Raw genomic sequence first — 15,897 nt, 5'->3', positions numbered from 1 at the left:
TAGTTTATATTACACGACATTAAATGTCGTGTAATCATTAATTGACTATTGTTTAAAGATATTATCTTGACTATAGTAAAACCCTATGCCTAATATGGCTTTTCGCCGAAAAATGGAACTATGATGAGCAAACCTAGCAATCCCTATACCAACAATAGCTTTGTCTCTTCAGATCTCAAAACCATTTTGCACTCCAAACGCGCCAATATCTACTACCTATCGCATTGCCGGGTCATGCAAAAAGATGGGCGTGTGTTGTACCTTACTGAAGATGATAAGACCAACCTCTATTACAATATTCCTATCGCTAATACGACCTCTCTCTTACTTGGGACAGGCACATCCATTACCCAAGCCGCGATGCGCCTGCTATCACAAGCAGGTGTATTGGTCGGCTTTTGTGGCGGTGGAGGTATGCCGCTATTCATGGGCACAGAGCGTGAGGTCTATGTCGAGTGGATGACCCCGCAAAGCGAGTATCGACCGACTGAATACATTCAAGGTTGGATGAGCTGGTGGTGGGATGATGACAAGCGTTTAGCAGCAGCCAAACAGTTGCAACTTGCCCGCCTTGCTTACCTACAAGCCGTTTGGAATAAAGACAGTGACTTTAAGCGCTGGGGTTTTGATAGCAATATTGATGCGGTACAAACATTGCTTAACGATAATATTCGGCAAATCGATAAGCAGACGGAGGTCATGCATTTGTTGCAGCTTGAAGCACGCTTGACCAAGCAACTATATAAATTGGCAGCAAAAAATACTGGTTATGATGGTTTTACTCGGGAGCATGAAGGCATTGATAAAGCTAATGGTTTTCTTAATCACGGTAATTATTTAGCTTATGGACTCGGCGCTACTACCGCATGGACGCTCGGTATTCCGCACGGCTTTGCGGTAATGCATGGCAAAACGCGGCGAGGTGCATTGGTGTTCGATATTGCTGACATTATCAAAGATGCTTTAGTGCTACCCCTCGCCTTTATCTGTGCTAGTGAAAACATGAGTGAGCAGGAGTTTCGTCAAGAATGCATCAATATTTTCACTAAGCATAAGGCACTAGATTATCAGTTTGAAGTAGTCAAACAGTTGGCGATGACCAAAAACTGGGAGGCATAAATGATCGTCACCTTTGTCTCTCAATGTGAAAAAAAATCACTTCAGCGCACACGGCGTATCTTAGATGCTTTTGCCAATCGCATCGGTAATAACGTTTGGCAGACGGCAATTACCGAGGATGGCTTAAAGACTGTCAAGCAATTACTACGGAAGTCAGCGACTAAGTCTACAGCGGTGAGTTGTCATCGCAATAAAACCCGCCAGCTAACTGAACTGGTGTGGGTGGTGGGCAATAAGCGTAAATTTAATGAGGTTGGAATTGTTCCTGTTAATTGGACAACTAAGGAGTTAAATATGGATATAGCAATATCTGACACATCACGTATTTTAGCAAATACAAATCAGCAGCCTTTATACCAGCATCTATTCGCTGTTGGTTATCTGGCTTACCATCTTATTGAACATATGAATATAGATAGTAAGCCGCTAAAGCAGTCTGCTTTCATAGCAGGTATATTGCATGATATTGGCAAAGCTGACCCTCACTTCCAAACCTGGGTCAATAAAAAAGTTGCTAAAACTGAAGATGAGCCATTACCAGAAGACGGGCAGCATATCGATAAAACAGTGTCAGGAATGACTAAGTTCACTTTTGAAAAACATCCACGTCATCATGAGCTGTCTTGGTTGTTTGCAAGCTCGTTATTAAGAGAAGGTGCTTCCTTAAATACTCTACAGCAATCACAAATAATGCACGGTATATATTGGCATCACACCAAGCCTTACCGAAAAAAAGACAATAAATACTTTGATGAAGCTAAAGGTATCTATAAAAAATTTACCGCTTCATTAGAAGGAACTTTGACTAACTTTGATACCGTCGTAGATGATGTAAACAGAATAATAAAAGACGTTACGAAGTTAGCTAAAAATCTCGGTAAGGCAGATATGTTAGCACCAATGCTTGATAATTTTATCTTAACTGCTAATGCTTTACCTGACTATAAAACATATAGCGATATTAATGACCGACTGCCTGAATATAAAAAGGAAGTTAAAGAAAATGCTTTAAACAATCTGATTCGTACTGCTGTTATTAGTGCAGATAGATTGGTATCTCGTCTCGATGCAGAGGATTTAACCAGCTACTTACAAGAGGATACTTTATTAGATTTAATTAATGACTTAGCTGTTGATGATAATGACTTACTCACTCAAATTCAGAGATGTATTGATGCTTTCGATAACAATAGTATTGAAACTGAACGTACTCAAGCACAAAAAGCTACGGCGACCAAACTTGCACAACTGAAAACTATCGCCGAAGCAAACGAATCTGACAACGTAGCGGTACTCCAAGGCCCTGCTGGCTGCGGTAAAACGAAAATAAGCCTTGAGTGGGCGTTAAATACTAAAGCTAAAAAGATAATTTGGGTCTGCCCTCGCGTGCAAGTTTGTCTCGGTATCGTCAATGACTTAACCCAACCAGAATACCTACCTAATAGTAGTATCGAAATATTCACAGGGGAATACAAAAAAATCTTGAAAGATGGCGTCATTCTGACTTATGCACCTGATACTGACGTTGATGATTACTTTAGCGGTGACATTGTAGTCACCACTATTGACCAAATTTTGAATGCTATCATTACGCACAATAAGGTCGATACGCTCATACCATTTATGCAATCCCATGTAATATTCGATGAGTTTCATGAGTTAATCCTCATGCCTGCCTTTAATTTATTATTTGCTGAATTAATTCATGCTAAAAAAATGCAAGCTCACTACGCTAATATTTTATTAGTATCCGCCACTCCAAACTATTTTTTTACTGAGCATTTTTTAGATATTAAATTAACTGATCATGTCAGCATTGAAAGCTTTAATAATTCAGACTATCAAATAGATTTCCAAGCCTATGACAGTGAAAACGAGCCAAGCCCTTTAATTCATCAAAGTCATAGCCAAGACCCTTCTACCTTCGTGATTACCAATACTGCTATATCTGCACAAATAGGCTTTATTGAGCATCATCAAGAGGAAAATAGTATTTTGCTTCATTCAAAATATAATAAAAGGGATAAATCTTATTGGTTTGATAAGGTATTTGAGTCTTTTAAAAGAAATGGCACAAAAGAGTTTAATGTTCTACGCAGTGGTCCTATTGTCCAAGCTTCATTGAATATCAGTTGCGACCGCATGTATACCGAGCTTACCAATGCGGAGAACTGGCTACAACGCTTAGGACGTTTAGATAGATTTGGACAGAATATTGATAATAATATCTATACAACCGTTATGGCCAGCAACGCCATTACAGGCAAACAAACTAGCAAAAATGCTAGATTCTTAAATCAGCTTCATGCATGGCATAGTACCGTTGCTTGGTTGAAGCATTTGCAATCACACTTGGAAGAAAAGAACACCTTTAAGCTTAATGAGTTGTACGCTGTTTATAAAGCGTTCTACCAAGATACAAAATGTCTAGGTAAGGTTGAAGAAGACTTTCTGACAGCACTCAAAAAGTCTGTCACGTTGATTAACACCAAAGTCCTCGACCCTATTTATGTGCCTTTCAATGTTACAAAAAATAGTGATACGGATACGGCTAAAATAGCCAAAACCTCATTGAGGGGTGATAGCCGTTTTGTACAGATGGCAATTTGCAACATAGAAGCAGATAAAACTATGAGGTTTGCTGATTACTATGCTTACGATGCGCTTGATGCAAAAGACGATACCACCATCACCGAATCAATTGCAAAAATCCAAGGGTATGATGACAGCTCTAAGAATTTAGTAGCCTTTATGCACGCCAAGCATCATAACATCGTCGAAGGCTATAAAAAGGCTTATAAAGATTTTGAGCTTCTCAATCAAGCTCGAACCTCTGAGACTCCTATTTATCTTAGCTACACGCCTACTGACCTTAAAAAGGTAAATAGCTCTGCTAATCCTCACAGTATCTATTATGTGCTGACCGATAGACAGCCAGTAGGAAGCATATCTATAGATAAACTCACTCACTTAACCTAATGCAGTGCTAAAAGTGCTGTCAACTACCATCTCAAGGAGAGATAAAATGAATAAGATTACCGGTATTAAGAGCGTTGATTTTAAAATAAAAGCATTCGGACATGGTGTAGTTAACTGGAATGGGCCGACTTCTTTAAGTAATGAAGGTAAGACAGTAGATAACCATACTCTACCTAAACTTCGTGGTTACACCAATTTGACGGGTAGAATCAAAGAAGAAACAGGCTATAAATATAAAAAAGAAGCGACTGATATCAATTTTAAAGAAACGCCGCTTTATATCAGTCAAAACTGTATTCGTCATCACCTGTTTAAAGAGCAAGCATTTGATTTGCATTATGCAGACAAGCAAAATGTAGATGAAGTTCTTGCTTCCCTTACAGGTCTAATTCGAGGTTACGTTATCCCATCTAGCCAATTTAAACGTACTAGCCCTTTACTTATTGAGGATTTTGTTGACCAACTAGGCAACGGCAATTTTGAACAGTTTGGTCAAGCTGGAGAACGTGACAGCTCATCATTCTTCTCCAAAACCACCTTTGGCGACACTCAATACGAAGCCTATGGTTCCATAAGTATAGAGCAATTACAGTTTATCTCTCTAGACAATAAGTTTGATAGAGCATCAATGGTTATCGAAGATACCCAAGGTGAAGAGTTAGCACAGAAAATTACGGATTTTATTAAGTCACTTGATACTAGTCGAGAACCCAAGGCAGTTTTTCATGAAAACTATGTGCGTAAAGGTACTATTTTCGATATTGGTGAAACAGGTATATTACTTGATGAAACAGCAATAGATATTCTTATTAATACTACCCTGCAAATACTGCAAGACTTGGCTATTAAGCAAGCTAAAGGTTATATGTATGTTGATAAAATAGAAGTTGATTACAATGACAGCAATAAAATGATGCGTATCAAGCGTTCACCCGATGAAATTAGCAATGCTAAGAGCAACTTAAATTACGCAGTTTATTTTGAAGGTAAAAACGCTAACTAGGAGGTTGATATGAGAATCATGATTGAATATGAATCATCATGGCGAAACTCGTTTTTAGACGGCACAAACGATGGGCCGATACCGAAAAACGGGCGCAACTTTGTTGCATCTATGACTGAACTTAAGAAGCCAGGAAATTATTTTACTAGGGAAGTCACTAAAAACACTGTTATGGGTGTGCTTAATAGGTTAATTGGTGACCAAAGAAAACTGTATCAATCTCGACAAGGTTATGAGGATGTGCCCTACTACTTTGAAGACTTAGAATCCAAGGTCTCATTCGTCGACAGACCCACAGCTATTAATACCGAAATTACATATATTCGCAACCTTAAAGGGAGTACAGACCAAAACTCCTTTACAGGTATGATTAAGGTTAATGATCCAATCTTTAATTCTGAATACTCACAAGATTTTTGGAGTGTACTGGCTCTAGATATCGATGAGCTATGTGATTTTATTATTGACGGTAAGTTGGCTAATAAATCTATTGAGTTGACACCATTTGGTATCTTGAGCTTTTTAGAAGATATAAAAAGCATTAAACCTGTGGAACATGAAGGCAGAGTCAAAGCTGCTTCTGATATATTGTCTAATAGGTTTGAAAAATACAATCCTTTGAATAAAAAAGAACAACAGTTACTTCTGCCCATGTATTGCTCCGCCTTATATTTACAAATGCAGCGTTTGGAAGATGCTAAATACGATATGAGCCAAGCCAAATCTAAAATGGGCGGTATTAGTGGTATTTCTAACAACGGTTTTACACCTAAAGACTTTTTAAACAAATATACCACTGGCGATAAAAAGCTCATCTATGGCAATCCATATGTTCGAGAAGAATATATCAAAGGTGAGGGAAAAATAAAGCATACTTTAAAAAAAGCAAGCGGCACGCTTGAGATTGTTATAGACACTAGCTTTGATACAGCTCGTGAACTTAAACAGCTCATAAACGACGCAAGCGTATCCTCTTTTTATCTTGGAAAAAAGGGTTTGGCATATGTATCTGACATAGATATAAGAGAGGTAGTATGAAGTATTATCAAGAGATCACATTATTAGACTCTGATGAAAAGTCAATATATGAGATTTGGAGCGAAGTTTATATGCAGCTTCATATCGCATTAGCTGACGTTAAAAATAAGCATGCTATTGACACTATAGGAGTAAGTTTACCCAACTATCGATACGAAGAAAAAAAGGGTCAAACCTTTGCAATATTGGGTAATAAGCTTCGAGTCTTTGCCTCCAGTCAAAAGCTTTTAGAAGCTCTAAATCTCGATAAATGGTTAGAGAGATTAACCGATTATGTGCATGTTAAGCGTATTGCCGAGGTTGGCAACAAAACCAAAGGAAACGTCGTCGTCAAACGCTACCGCCATAAAAATGTTCTTAAGCAAGCTGAAGAGTTTGCTAAACACAAAGGCATCACGTATGAAGCGGCATTGGCACACTGCGCGAAACACAAACAGGATAACAAACCGTATCCGTATATTAATTTAAAAAGCATAACCAATAGCCAGCCCTACTCATTATCTATCATGCAAGAAGTGGTAGACAACGAGACTCAAGGAACGTTTAACAGTTATGGCATTAATAATAAACTAGACAATATCACTGTGCCACATTGGTAATGGATTAGTTTGAATGGTAATGAAGAATTACCCAAAAATTGGGTGTAAAAACCCTTTTTTTGAGCTATTTAAAAACTTGCAATAAAATCAAACAGTTACAACAGGATAAAAAGTGGAAGGTAAAATTAGGTATTTTACTCTCCAGACCTTGTTGTAACTGATTTTTTAGAGGTATAATTCCTCTTCATCACCGCATAGGTGACTTAGAAATACTGGGTAGCGACTTACACCCTAAGCTCTCACTTCATCACCGCATAGGTGACTTAGAAATTTGAACTTGGTCTTGACACCATTTGGATTATCTTCATCACCGCATAGGTGACTTAGAAATTCCCGTTCTTGAGGGCGCGTCTACGTTCGTTCTTCATCACCGCATAGGTGACTTAGAAATCGCATGGTTGCCGACCTTGTGCGAGCCGGTGCTTCATCACCGCATAGGTGACTTAGAAATCTATGAATGACGGTGACACTTACGCTACGAACTTCATCACCGCATAGGTGACTTAGAAAATGATTAACTTAGGGGTAGTATAGTGAGCTTACTTCATCACCGCATAGGTGACTTAGAAATGAGTACATGTAAAATACTTCATCGAACAGGTCTTCATCACCGCATAGGTGACTTAGAAATTAGGACCATTTAGATAAAAATAATGAATACGCTTCATCACCGCATAGGTGACTTAGAAAAACACACTGGCCTCACCCGTCTTGCTATCCCACTTCATCACCGCATAGGTGACTTAGAAAAAAAATGCGTGTCAGCTATGACAGCAATGCTGCTTCATCACCGCATAGGTGACTTAGAAAAGCGCCTAGAGCTGTGGCATCTAACTCGTAAACTTCATCACCGCATAGGTGACTTAGAAAACTACCTGATATTAGTTCAGGCATATCAACTTCTTCATCACCGCATAGGTGACTTAGAAAATTAAGTCGGTTCGTAACCCTAACATAAAGCCCTTCATCACCGCATAGGTGACTTAGAAAACTATATCTCGCGAGGTCTCACCTCTATGGCGCTTCATCACCGCATAGGTGACTTAGAAAATCTGAGCGTGACTATCGTGATGAGAGCAAAACTTCATCACCGCATAGGTGACTTAGAAATTAAACTTAATCTTTTTGCCGTCTTTATTGACCTTCATCACCGCATAGGTGACTTAGAAATTGCAGACGGTCGCAAGGGCTGTCTTTAGTCACTTCATCACCGCATAGGTGACTTAGAAAAATTAATCGCTACCGCACTTAGTCCATACGCTCTTCATCACCGCATAGGTGACTTAGAAAATATAGAGTGACGGGATAAATCTAACAACATACTTCATCACCGCATAGGTGACTTAGAAAGAAGGCATCGGTGCAGTTAGGGATATTGTGATCTTCATCACCGCATAGGTGACTTAGAAAAATCACACCCGCAAACTGGTCTTGTTGCACTTCTTCATCACCGCATAGGTGACTTAGAAATGTATTTTTACTCTCAACGAGCTTAGCACCCACTTCATCACCGCATAGGTGACTTAGAAATAAAATACAAACAGAAGTTGGCGATTATATGCCTTCATCACCGCATAGGTGACTTAGAAATAATAAGGGTAGTTTATAACCTGTAGGTTTATCTTCATCACCGCATAGGTGACTTAGAAACTTATTCTCTAAACAAACTGTTATGACGGATACTTCATCACCGCATAGGTGACTTAGAAATTATGCAAGACAGAATAAACCAAGAGCAGTAACTTCATCACCGCATAGGTGACTTAGAAAAAAACGAAACGGCTACTGTAAACGGCCAGACGCTTCATCACCGCATAGGTGACTTAGAAAACCTCTCGTTATTTGTGCGCTCAATAATAGCTCTTCATCACCGCATAGGTGACTTAGAAAAATACTACGCAAACCAACCAGGTGAGCGAAGGCTTCATCACCGCATAGGTGACTTAGAAAGACTGAAAAGCAAATAGAAAAGATGAATAAGTCTTCATCACCGCATAGGTGACTTAGAAATTGTGTGCGCTCAATACGTGTGACACTCATACCTTCATCACCGCATAGGTGACTTAGAAATCTGCTTCAAAGTATTGGTCTTGCGCGCTAGGCTTCATCACCGCATAGGTGACTTAGAAATTATGACGTAATACTATAACTGTTCTTTTACTCTTCATCACCGCATAGGTGACTTAGAAAGACTGAAAAGCAAATAGAAAAGATGAATAAGTCTTCATCACCGCATAGGTGACTTAGAAATTGTGTGCGCTCAATACGTGTGACACTCATACCTTCATCACCGCATAGGTGACTTAGAAACCTTATACATTGCTTATATGCTTGCTACCACACTTCATCACCGCATAGGTGACTTAGAAATTTATGAGTGCTGGCTCAACACCTAGTTCATTCTTCATCACCGCATAGGTGACTTAGAAACTCTAAACTTAGCGCCTAATCCGCTATAAGCGCTTCATCACCGCATAGGTGACTTAGAAAAATCACTACGAGGTGGTGGTGCTTTGAGTTTGCTTCATCACCGCATAGGTGACTTAGAAAACTTGGACAACACGGTTCGAGATTTCGAATTTCTTCATCACCGCATAGGTGACTTAGAAAGTAAGAAGCTGCATGACATACACATAACCAATCTTCATCACCGCATAGGTGACTTAGAAAGGAAAACAGGACTGTCTATGGCTTGATTACACCTTCATCACCGCATAGGTGACTTAGAAACAAGTCAAAGCAGCAGGAGCCATCTTTGCAGCCTTCATCACCGCATAGGTGATTTAGAAAGCTGCCTGAACTGTCGCAAATTTTGCGACAGTTCAGGCAGCTTATAATCGGCGTTAAAAAAACCAGATAGCATAAACCATCTGGTTATTCAGAAGTATTAAAAATCTACCTACTAGTATTAAGCTGTCCACCAGAAAAGCTAATACATCCATCACAAAACCAAGAGTTTCTTTGTCTTGCATATGGTATATCTGCCGGCACGTCTAGCTGATACGGAAGACCACAGTATTCGCAATGGACATCATCTAAATAAGCCTGGAATTTATTAATTACCTTAAATAATAAATAGTAATTTATATTGTAATTCTGACAAAGTGTTTTTATATGAGCAATATAATCATCGGGTGATAGGTATGACCAATACTCATAACATAACCGCTTAGCCATATCATCAAGATCTGAGTCGAATACAAAGTTTAAACTCATAGTATCCTCCTTATTAGTAGCCATAGCCGAGCTGTGGTAGTAGTCCATATAACTCGCTCTCTAACTGATTACTCATTTCATCTATAATATAGCCTTCATGAGCATCTAACCGTTTTTGTACCCATACACGTATTGCCATATGATTTTCAAAGCAGTTATCTACGTTCAAGAATCTAACCAAACTACTGCCTGCTTGAATACAAAGCTCACAAATTAACATATTGGCTATAATATTGGCATCTTCACTAATATGGCCACTAGGTTTAAACTCCGCCAACAGTTTATCGTAATCAATAATTTTCATAATGACTTTTCCTTGTCAGTAGATATTTGAGCAATCTGACTGCGATTAACCAAAGCTTCAAAAGCGCTGCCATCTTGGCGAGTCATGTTTGGTACATAACGACTATAAGTGTTGAATAGCATCTTAGTTGTGGAGTGTCCCATTTGACTCGCTATCCATTCAGGACTCTCACCAGCAGCTAACCAAAGGGTAGCTGCTGTATGCCGCGTTTGATATGCATTGCGCTTCTTTAATCCTAAAATTTTAAGCGTAGGATGCCAAATACGCTTATTTACATTGTTATAATCTAATGGCTCACCTGTGTGCGCGCAAAACACATAATCAGAACGCTTGTAAGATATTATTTGTTGCTCTTTCAGCGCTTCATAAACCCAAGGCGACATCGCAATCGCTCGGTAAGACTCTTGAGTCTTAGGAGGCACAACTTTACCTTTAACCAGTGCCTGCTTAATGACAATCTCGTGACGATCAAAATCAACATTCTCCCATACTAGACCATCAATCTCACTGGTACGCATACCTGTTAAGAAGCGTACCAAATAATAATTTCGATAATCTTCTCTGACACCGTTGATGAACTTCCAAACCTCTTCCAAGGTCAATGGTTGAATATCAGTTTTGGGTTGTTTGAGTGCTTTAATATCATCATAAGGGTTATCAAACTTATAGCGTTTAGCTGCTTCTTTTAGTATCATACCCAAAGGTACCATGATCGAATTGATGCGTGCCGCTGACAGATGTTTGTTAGCTTTTCCGTACGTTACTTTGGCGAGCGATGAACGGAAGGCTAATACATCTGTCTTTTTTATGACATGGATAGGTTTAGTGCCAAACTCAGGAAGCAAGTACATATCAATAATCTCCTGTATTTTGCGCTTGTAGGTATCGCGCCACTCAATTTCCTTTTCAGAAAACCATAGTGTTGCAAACTGCTTAAAAGAAGGAACGTTAGTATTAATACACTCCTTACGATCGCTTAATGCCATCATCTCTTCTGTTTTATCGCTTTTTGGAAAGTACTTAGCATAATTAAAGATGCCTAAGGTAATTTCTGCTTCCATTTGCTCAATAATTTTCTCAAGCTTCTTGCGATTTGCAGGTGTGTCTGTGAGGTTTGTCGTCTCCCGACAGCGTATTCTCATATAGCGAAAATCAACAAATAGCATATTGCTCCCTCTGCGTGTTCTGATACTAGCCATCATATTTCTCCTTATTGTAATGCCATGGCGTTGATGCTGCCTGCGATACCAGTGCGCATATCTTTTTCAATCTCCTCCCACACATACAGAATTTTGCGACCACCGAAAGGACGTATATAATGAATTCCCTCAATGAGTACACTATCCTTAAGTTCATTACGGATGGTTCGAGGGTTGTACTTGATGAGCTCAGAAAGCTCTTGGGTAGTTAGGTAGGTATGTGACATAATAAATTCCCTGTAAGCCAATTAAATAACTAGATTGTTCTATCGAATTAACAAGTAATTTTATAGGATTATTTATTACTTCGATAGAAGTACTTTACTAACTATTGTTAGTCGATGCAAGTACTTTCTTAGTCTATTAAGGAATTATTGATGATTTTATGTAATTTACCAGTGCTACTAGCTGAACGACGTATGAAAGTAGCAGATTTGATAAGAATGACGGGAATTAGCAAGTCGACAATGCACAAGATTTATAATGAACAGACCTCAAGAATAGACTTTGAAACCATGGATAAGATATGTGAAGCATTAGATATTGAGGTAGGTGATTTATTCACTTATATGCCCAATGAGTCACTAGATATAGAGAAGTAAATTAATTTTATGACAATTTTAGAAAAATTAAGGTAGAGGTCAAAAATGCTCCTATGAAGAATGGACAAAATCGAAAGGAGGCACAACTTGGGCATAGTTTGGGCACACGTGAATTTTAAAGGAGTTTGATAGCAACTAGGAAAATAGAATTTTTAACTGTTATAGACTTTCCATTTCCACTACAGCCCATATATTACAGGCATAAAAAAAGTCCCAATCATAAGATTGGGACTTTCGAATTTGGTAGGCATAAGCAGATTCGAACTGCTGACCTCTACCATGTCAAGGTAGCGCTCTAACCAACTGAGCTATACGCCTATTTAGGTTGAGCATTTTAGCAAGTTTTCGAGACTTTGCAAGTGTTTTCTATCTAAACTAGAAGTTATTATTCAAATAGACGTGATTTAACAGCTTGAACAACCTGATTATATAGTGAAAACCGTAATAAGCAATTATGATGGACAACCTTAACCAAGCTAAATACTTACAACAACCTACATACGTTTTCCTTAAGTTGTTTGAGTGCGCGCTGATATTTAGCATTACTCGCATCGAGCGTACTCAGTCGCCCATAGCGTAGTTGTCGGTAGTCTTGTTTAATGTTATCGATATGCTGTCGAGTGAATGTTAGGTTGTCTGCCATTAATATGTTATCAGGCGCTGCTAGACTATCCGCTAGCCGATCAAGCCACGCTAATTGTCCTTCACTCTCATCACGAGCGAGTAACTTATCGTTTTTACTAATTCGTTTAGACAATTTAGCCAACGGTAAATCTGCCGGATGCCAACGCTTACGTCGACGTTGCCATATTATCAGCACCAACACTGATATGACCACGATGGCACTGACCGTTAACCAAACTATTTGTTGCATAAACGAGCTGATATTGAACCACTTTAGTAGCGAGCCTGCTTGCTTATCTTGATCGTAGCCAACAACATCTTTTTGCCAATAATAGCTGGCTTGGTCAGACAAACGTCTGAGTGTTTGCAGCATCTGATACTGCTGGTAGCTAATCTGCGCGCCAGCACCATCGCCAAACAATGCCGCTCCTTGCGTTTGAGTTAATGCGTCCATCCCTTGTTCAACACGCTCTGGCGCGACGAATGCAGTCGGGTCAACGCGTACCCACCCCTGACCGTCAAGCCATACTTCAGTCCATGCGTGAGCATCCATCTGCCGTACTTCCCACACGTTGCCACCGCGACTCAGCTCACCGCCTTGATAGCCAGCTACGACTCGCGCTGGAACGCCAGCCGCACGCATCATAAAAGTAAAACTTGAAGAATAATGCTCACAGAACCCTGCTTTGGTATCAAATAAAAACTCATCGATACGGTTATCATTTAGCCGTGGCGGCGATAACGTATAACGAAATTCCGTTTGATTAATCCAGCGCTCAAGCGCTTGCATATAGCGCACAGGATCAGAGCTTGATTGCGCAAATAGCTGCTGAGCAAGTGCACGCGCTTGCGGATTGCCATCGTTAGGTAGAGCCAAGTTAATACGACGAGAGGACTTATCAAGCACAGGGTCAATACGCATCGGTGCAAAACGTAGGACGTTATAACGTAGCTGCTGGGTAACAGGTAAGTCTTTTAATAAGGTAAATTCTGAGGTAATGCTGACGTCTGTACGCTGGGTAAATGGGTAATCGAGACCAAATAACCAGTTTTGTTGAGTTGGCTCCAAGATAACTTCATAGTTATTGGGTGCAAGCTGTACTTCATCAGGAACGGTGGCAAGCGCTTGTTCAATCCATACAGGAATTTGCTTTGTAGGCTGCCACTGCTGCTGCGTGCTACGATTAGGTCGCCATGTCACACCATCAAAGTCACTAAATACCAAACCACGCCAGTACAGCTCATGTTGTGGTGGAGTTTCATCCGCAAACTCAACTCTAAAAGCAAGCGCGGTTGATTGACTTAGATTAGCGAAGTCACCAGGTGACATACTATCAGAGACGCCAGTTGTCGCCTGCTGCCCTGATAGTTGCACTGACCATAATGGCGGTAGCCGTGGAAAGAATAAAAACAGCACCACTAATAACGGTAGTGCCCCTACTCCTAATATGCCAAGTGTACGCAGGCGTCCATCACCGCGTATATTGCCATCATCATTAAGCGCAATGAATGCTAGCAAGATGACAATCGTACCTATGATGACCTCTAAAGTAGTGACTAATCCTTGATTCATCAAAAATAGCGCAGCAAGCACAAACAGTGATAAATTTAACACTACATAAGCATCACGGCGCTTATACAACTCCCAAAGCTTACTAATCAAGCACAGTACTAAAAATGCCACACCCATATCCAGACCAAAGCTTGTGTTATAAGTCAGCCACAAGCCTACCAGTCCTAATAAAAACCCAAGCATTTGCATGCTTTGATACATGCGCTTGAGATGGCGCAGTTGCTTAAACCTCTGTTTAAACTTAGCTTTGATATAAGGCAGTTGGGCAATGATAGTGATTAAAGCAAAGACCATTAACCATAGTGGCAGATGAGCAGCATGGGGAAGGATTACGATAACCTGAGTCAGCAATACCCAATAATAAGCCGGTAGCGCTAGCAATTTGCTATACCATTTTCTGTTTGGGTTATAGCTGTTATTAGCAGTATTTCCCAATGCTAGATTTTCAAAACTTGCAGGCGAGGTTACCGCTGCAAAAGCAGATGAGTTCGGCAAAGATATGTTAGAAGAAGGGTTGCGTGTGCGCTTAGAATCAATCATGACGACTGTGCCAACCGAAGCAAACACACTTGCGCAAATGCCTCGCCATGTCCAATCGCTGACTCTGTATGGCTCTCGTTAGGCAATTGCATGGTAAAGGGCACTCCAAGGCTGCCAATCGTAATTGCGCCATGAGCCAGTTGCGCAAGCTTTTGTTCATGATGGGCAGCTGGCATATCGGCATAATCTAAAACCTGCTCTACTCCGACTGGATCAGCGAAATGCTTAGTAAGCATCCCCTGACCACGTGCCACATGCGCCCACGAGACTCTTGCTAGTGATTCGCCTTCGATGTAACTATCAAGACGCTCAAAATCATCTTGGCCTTGGATATGTTGACTATACTGTCCACCCGTCGGCAAGTCATCTAAGCTTGCAGTCACATACTGCGTCTGCCAGTCAAAAGCCGATGGCTTTGGATAGACCCAAGCAGTGCGCGCAAAATAAACGTATGACCATGCGCGCATAATACCAAGCGGATAAACCGTACTGACTGTTAATCTAGGAAGCTCAAGCTGACCGCGTTTATAGGTAATAATAGGCAGACGAATAATTTGCTCACCTTGTACGCGCGGTAGCAGTACCTGCAGCTTGGGATCGTTATTAAGTAATTTACGGCTACGCTTGCTGTTGCGCTTATGGTCATGTTCGTTATTTTCTTGCTTATCCAACTGATGTTGCTCAAACCTAAACATCAATTGTCGTCTTGGTTGGCGACTCTCACTACGCACTTGCAGGGTCACCCAAACTGGCGCCCCTACTTCTGCCATAGTTACTTCCAGCAATTGAACTTGCAGGCCAGATATGTGCAAAAAGGTCATATGAAAGCTAATCAACCATATACTAATAAGGTAAAAACAAAGCCCCAAAACCAAGTTATTGCCATAGTTGATACCAGCAATAAAGGTAATCATCAATAGTACAGCGAAAAGTAGCCCTTCACGTCGGAAGAAAATATAGACATTACGCAAGTTGAGAGTAGCACTATCACTCTTGGGAGCACGCTTAGCAAACCAGCGTGCCATTGCTCGTTTGATTGGCTGGGTCAGGGTACGTGGTGATAAGGTGCGCGGTAATACAGTCATAGCTGCCTTGTCATTA

Annotated in this window: 12 protein-coding genes, 1 tRNA gene and 1 CRISPR repeat array; of the genes, 6 read left to right on the top strand and 7 right to left on the bottom strand. The window is 40.3% G+C overall.

Going from position 1 to position 15,897, the window contains the following annotated elements; translation table 11 throughout:
• Positions 1 to 123: 123 nt before the first annotated feature.
• From cas1f to cas6f, 5 genes are read left to right on the top strand one after another with little or no spacing between them, the layout of a single operon-like run.
• Positions 124 to 1,119: a type I-F CRISPR-associated endonuclease Cas1f gene (gene cas1f, locus ACTQ9S_RS04260; RefSeq protein ID WP_440453933.1), complete on the top strand. Its 996-nt coding sequence runs from the start codon at positions 124 to 126 to the stop codon at positions 1,117 to 1,119.
• Positions 1,120 to 4,098 (top strand): CRISPR-associated helicase Cas3', encoded by a 2,979-nt coding sequence (gene cas3 / locus ACTQ9S_RS04255; protein WP_440453931.1) that lies wholly within the window; start codon positions 1,120 to 1,122, stop codon positions 4,096 to 4,098.
• 46 nt (positions 4,099 to 4,144) lie between these two features.
• On the top strand, positions 4,145 to 5,101 hold the full coding sequence (gene cas7fv / locus ACTQ9S_RS04250) for a type I-Fv CRISPR-associated protein Cas7fv (protein ID WP_440453930.1): 957 nt from the start codon (positions 4,145 to 4,147) through the stop codon (positions 5,099 to 5,101).
• Between the two features lie 9 nt (positions 5,102 to 5,110).
• A complete protein-coding gene (cas5fv, locus tag ACTQ9S_RS04245) occupies positions 5,111 to 6,139 on the top strand; it encodes a type I-Fv CRISPR-associated protein Cas5fv (RefSeq protein ID WP_440453928.1) in 1,029 nt (342 codons plus the stop codon).
• Positions 6,136 to 6,738 (top strand): type I-F CRISPR-associated endoribonuclease Cas6/Csy4, encoded by a 603-nt coding sequence (gene cas6f / locus ACTQ9S_RS04240; RefSeq protein ID WP_440453927.1) that lies wholly within the window; start codon positions 6,136 to 6,138, stop codon positions 6,736 to 6,738. Before cas5fv ends, cas6f begins: the two co-directional genes overlap by 4 nt.
• Positions 6,739 to 6,920: 182 nt before the next feature.
• Positions 6,921 to 9,528: a CRISPR direct-repeat array (repeat unit 28 nt; unit sequence CTTCATCACCGCATAGGTGACTTAGAAA).
• A 105-nt stretch (positions 9,529 to 9,633) separates the two neighbouring features.
• Here the strand turns inward: cas6f and ACTQ9S_RS04235 are convergent.
• Genes ACTQ9S_RS04235 through ACTQ9S_RS04220 form a run of 4 tightly spaced genes read right to left on the bottom strand, consistent with a single transcriptional unit; the run spans position 9,634 to position 11,684 of the window.
• On the bottom strand, positions 9,634 to 9,954 hold the full coding sequence (locus ACTQ9S_RS04235) for a hypothetical protein (protein ID WP_440453925.1): 321 nt from the start codon (positions 9,952 to 9,954) through the stop codon (positions 9,634 to 9,636).
• 13 nt (positions 9,955 to 9,967) lie between these two features.
• Positions 9,968 to 10,258, bottom strand: coding sequence for a hypothetical protein (locus ACTQ9S_RS04230; RefSeq protein WP_440453923.1), 291 nt, complete (start codon positions 10,256 to 10,258; stop codon positions 9,968 to 9,970).
• A complete protein-coding gene (locus ACTQ9S_RS04225; RefSeq protein ID WP_440454043.1) occupies positions 10,255 to 11,457 on the bottom strand; it encodes an Arm DNA-binding domain-containing protein in 1,203 nt (400 codons plus the stop codon). Before ACTQ9S_RS04225 ends, ACTQ9S_RS04230 begins: the two co-directional genes overlap by 4 nt.
• Positions 11,458 to 11,468: 11 nt before the next feature.
• Complete coding sequence (locus tag ACTQ9S_RS04220; protein WP_020443850.1) at positions 11,469 to 11,684, bottom strand: hypothetical protein; 216 nt, start codon at positions 11,682 to 11,684, stop codon at positions 11,469 to 11,471.
• A gap of 150 nt (positions 11,685 to 11,834) precedes the next feature.
• On the opposite strand from ACTQ9S_RS04220, the gene ACTQ9S_RS04215 reads away from it, so the two are divergent.
• On the top strand, positions 11,835 to 12,059 hold the full coding sequence (locus ACTQ9S_RS04215) for a helix-turn-helix domain-containing protein (protein ID WP_440453922.1): 225 nt from the start codon (positions 11,835 to 11,837) through the stop codon (positions 12,057 to 12,059).
• Positions 12,060 to 12,300: 241 nt separating this feature from the next.
• Here ACTQ9S_RS04215 and ACTQ9S_RS04210 read toward each other — a convergent pair.
• The 3 genes from ACTQ9S_RS04210 to ACTQ9S_RS04200 all read right to left on the bottom strand — a co-directional run bounded on the left by ACTQ9S_RS04210 (position 12,301) and on the right by ACTQ9S_RS04200 (position 15,881).
• Positions 12,301 to 12,377 (bottom strand) — tRNA-Val (locus tag ACTQ9S_RS04210).
• Positions 12,378 to 12,543: 166 nt separating this feature from the next.
• Positions 12,544 to 14,796 carry a transglutaminase family protein gene (locus ACTQ9S_RS04205; protein ID WP_440453920.1) on the bottom strand — a complete coding sequence of 751 codons (2,253 nt, stop codon included), beginning with the start codon at positions 14,794 to 14,796 and terminating at the stop codon, positions 12,544 to 12,546.
• Positions 14,793 to 15,881 (bottom strand): hypothetical protein, encoded by a 1,089-nt coding sequence (locus ACTQ9S_RS04200; protein WP_440453918.1) that lies wholly within the window; start codon positions 15,879 to 15,881, stop codon positions 14,793 to 14,795. Before ACTQ9S_RS04200 ends, ACTQ9S_RS04205 begins: the two co-directional genes overlap by 4 nt.
• Positions 15,882 to 15,897: the final 16 nt, after the last annotated feature.

Source organism: Psychrobacter sp. ASPA161_9 (genome assembly GCF_051970275.1).
Lineage (GTDB): Bacteria > Pseudomonadota > Gammaproteobacteria > Pseudomonadales > Moraxellaceae > Psychrobacter.
This window is presented reverse-complemented; position numbering and strand designations above follow the sequence as displayed.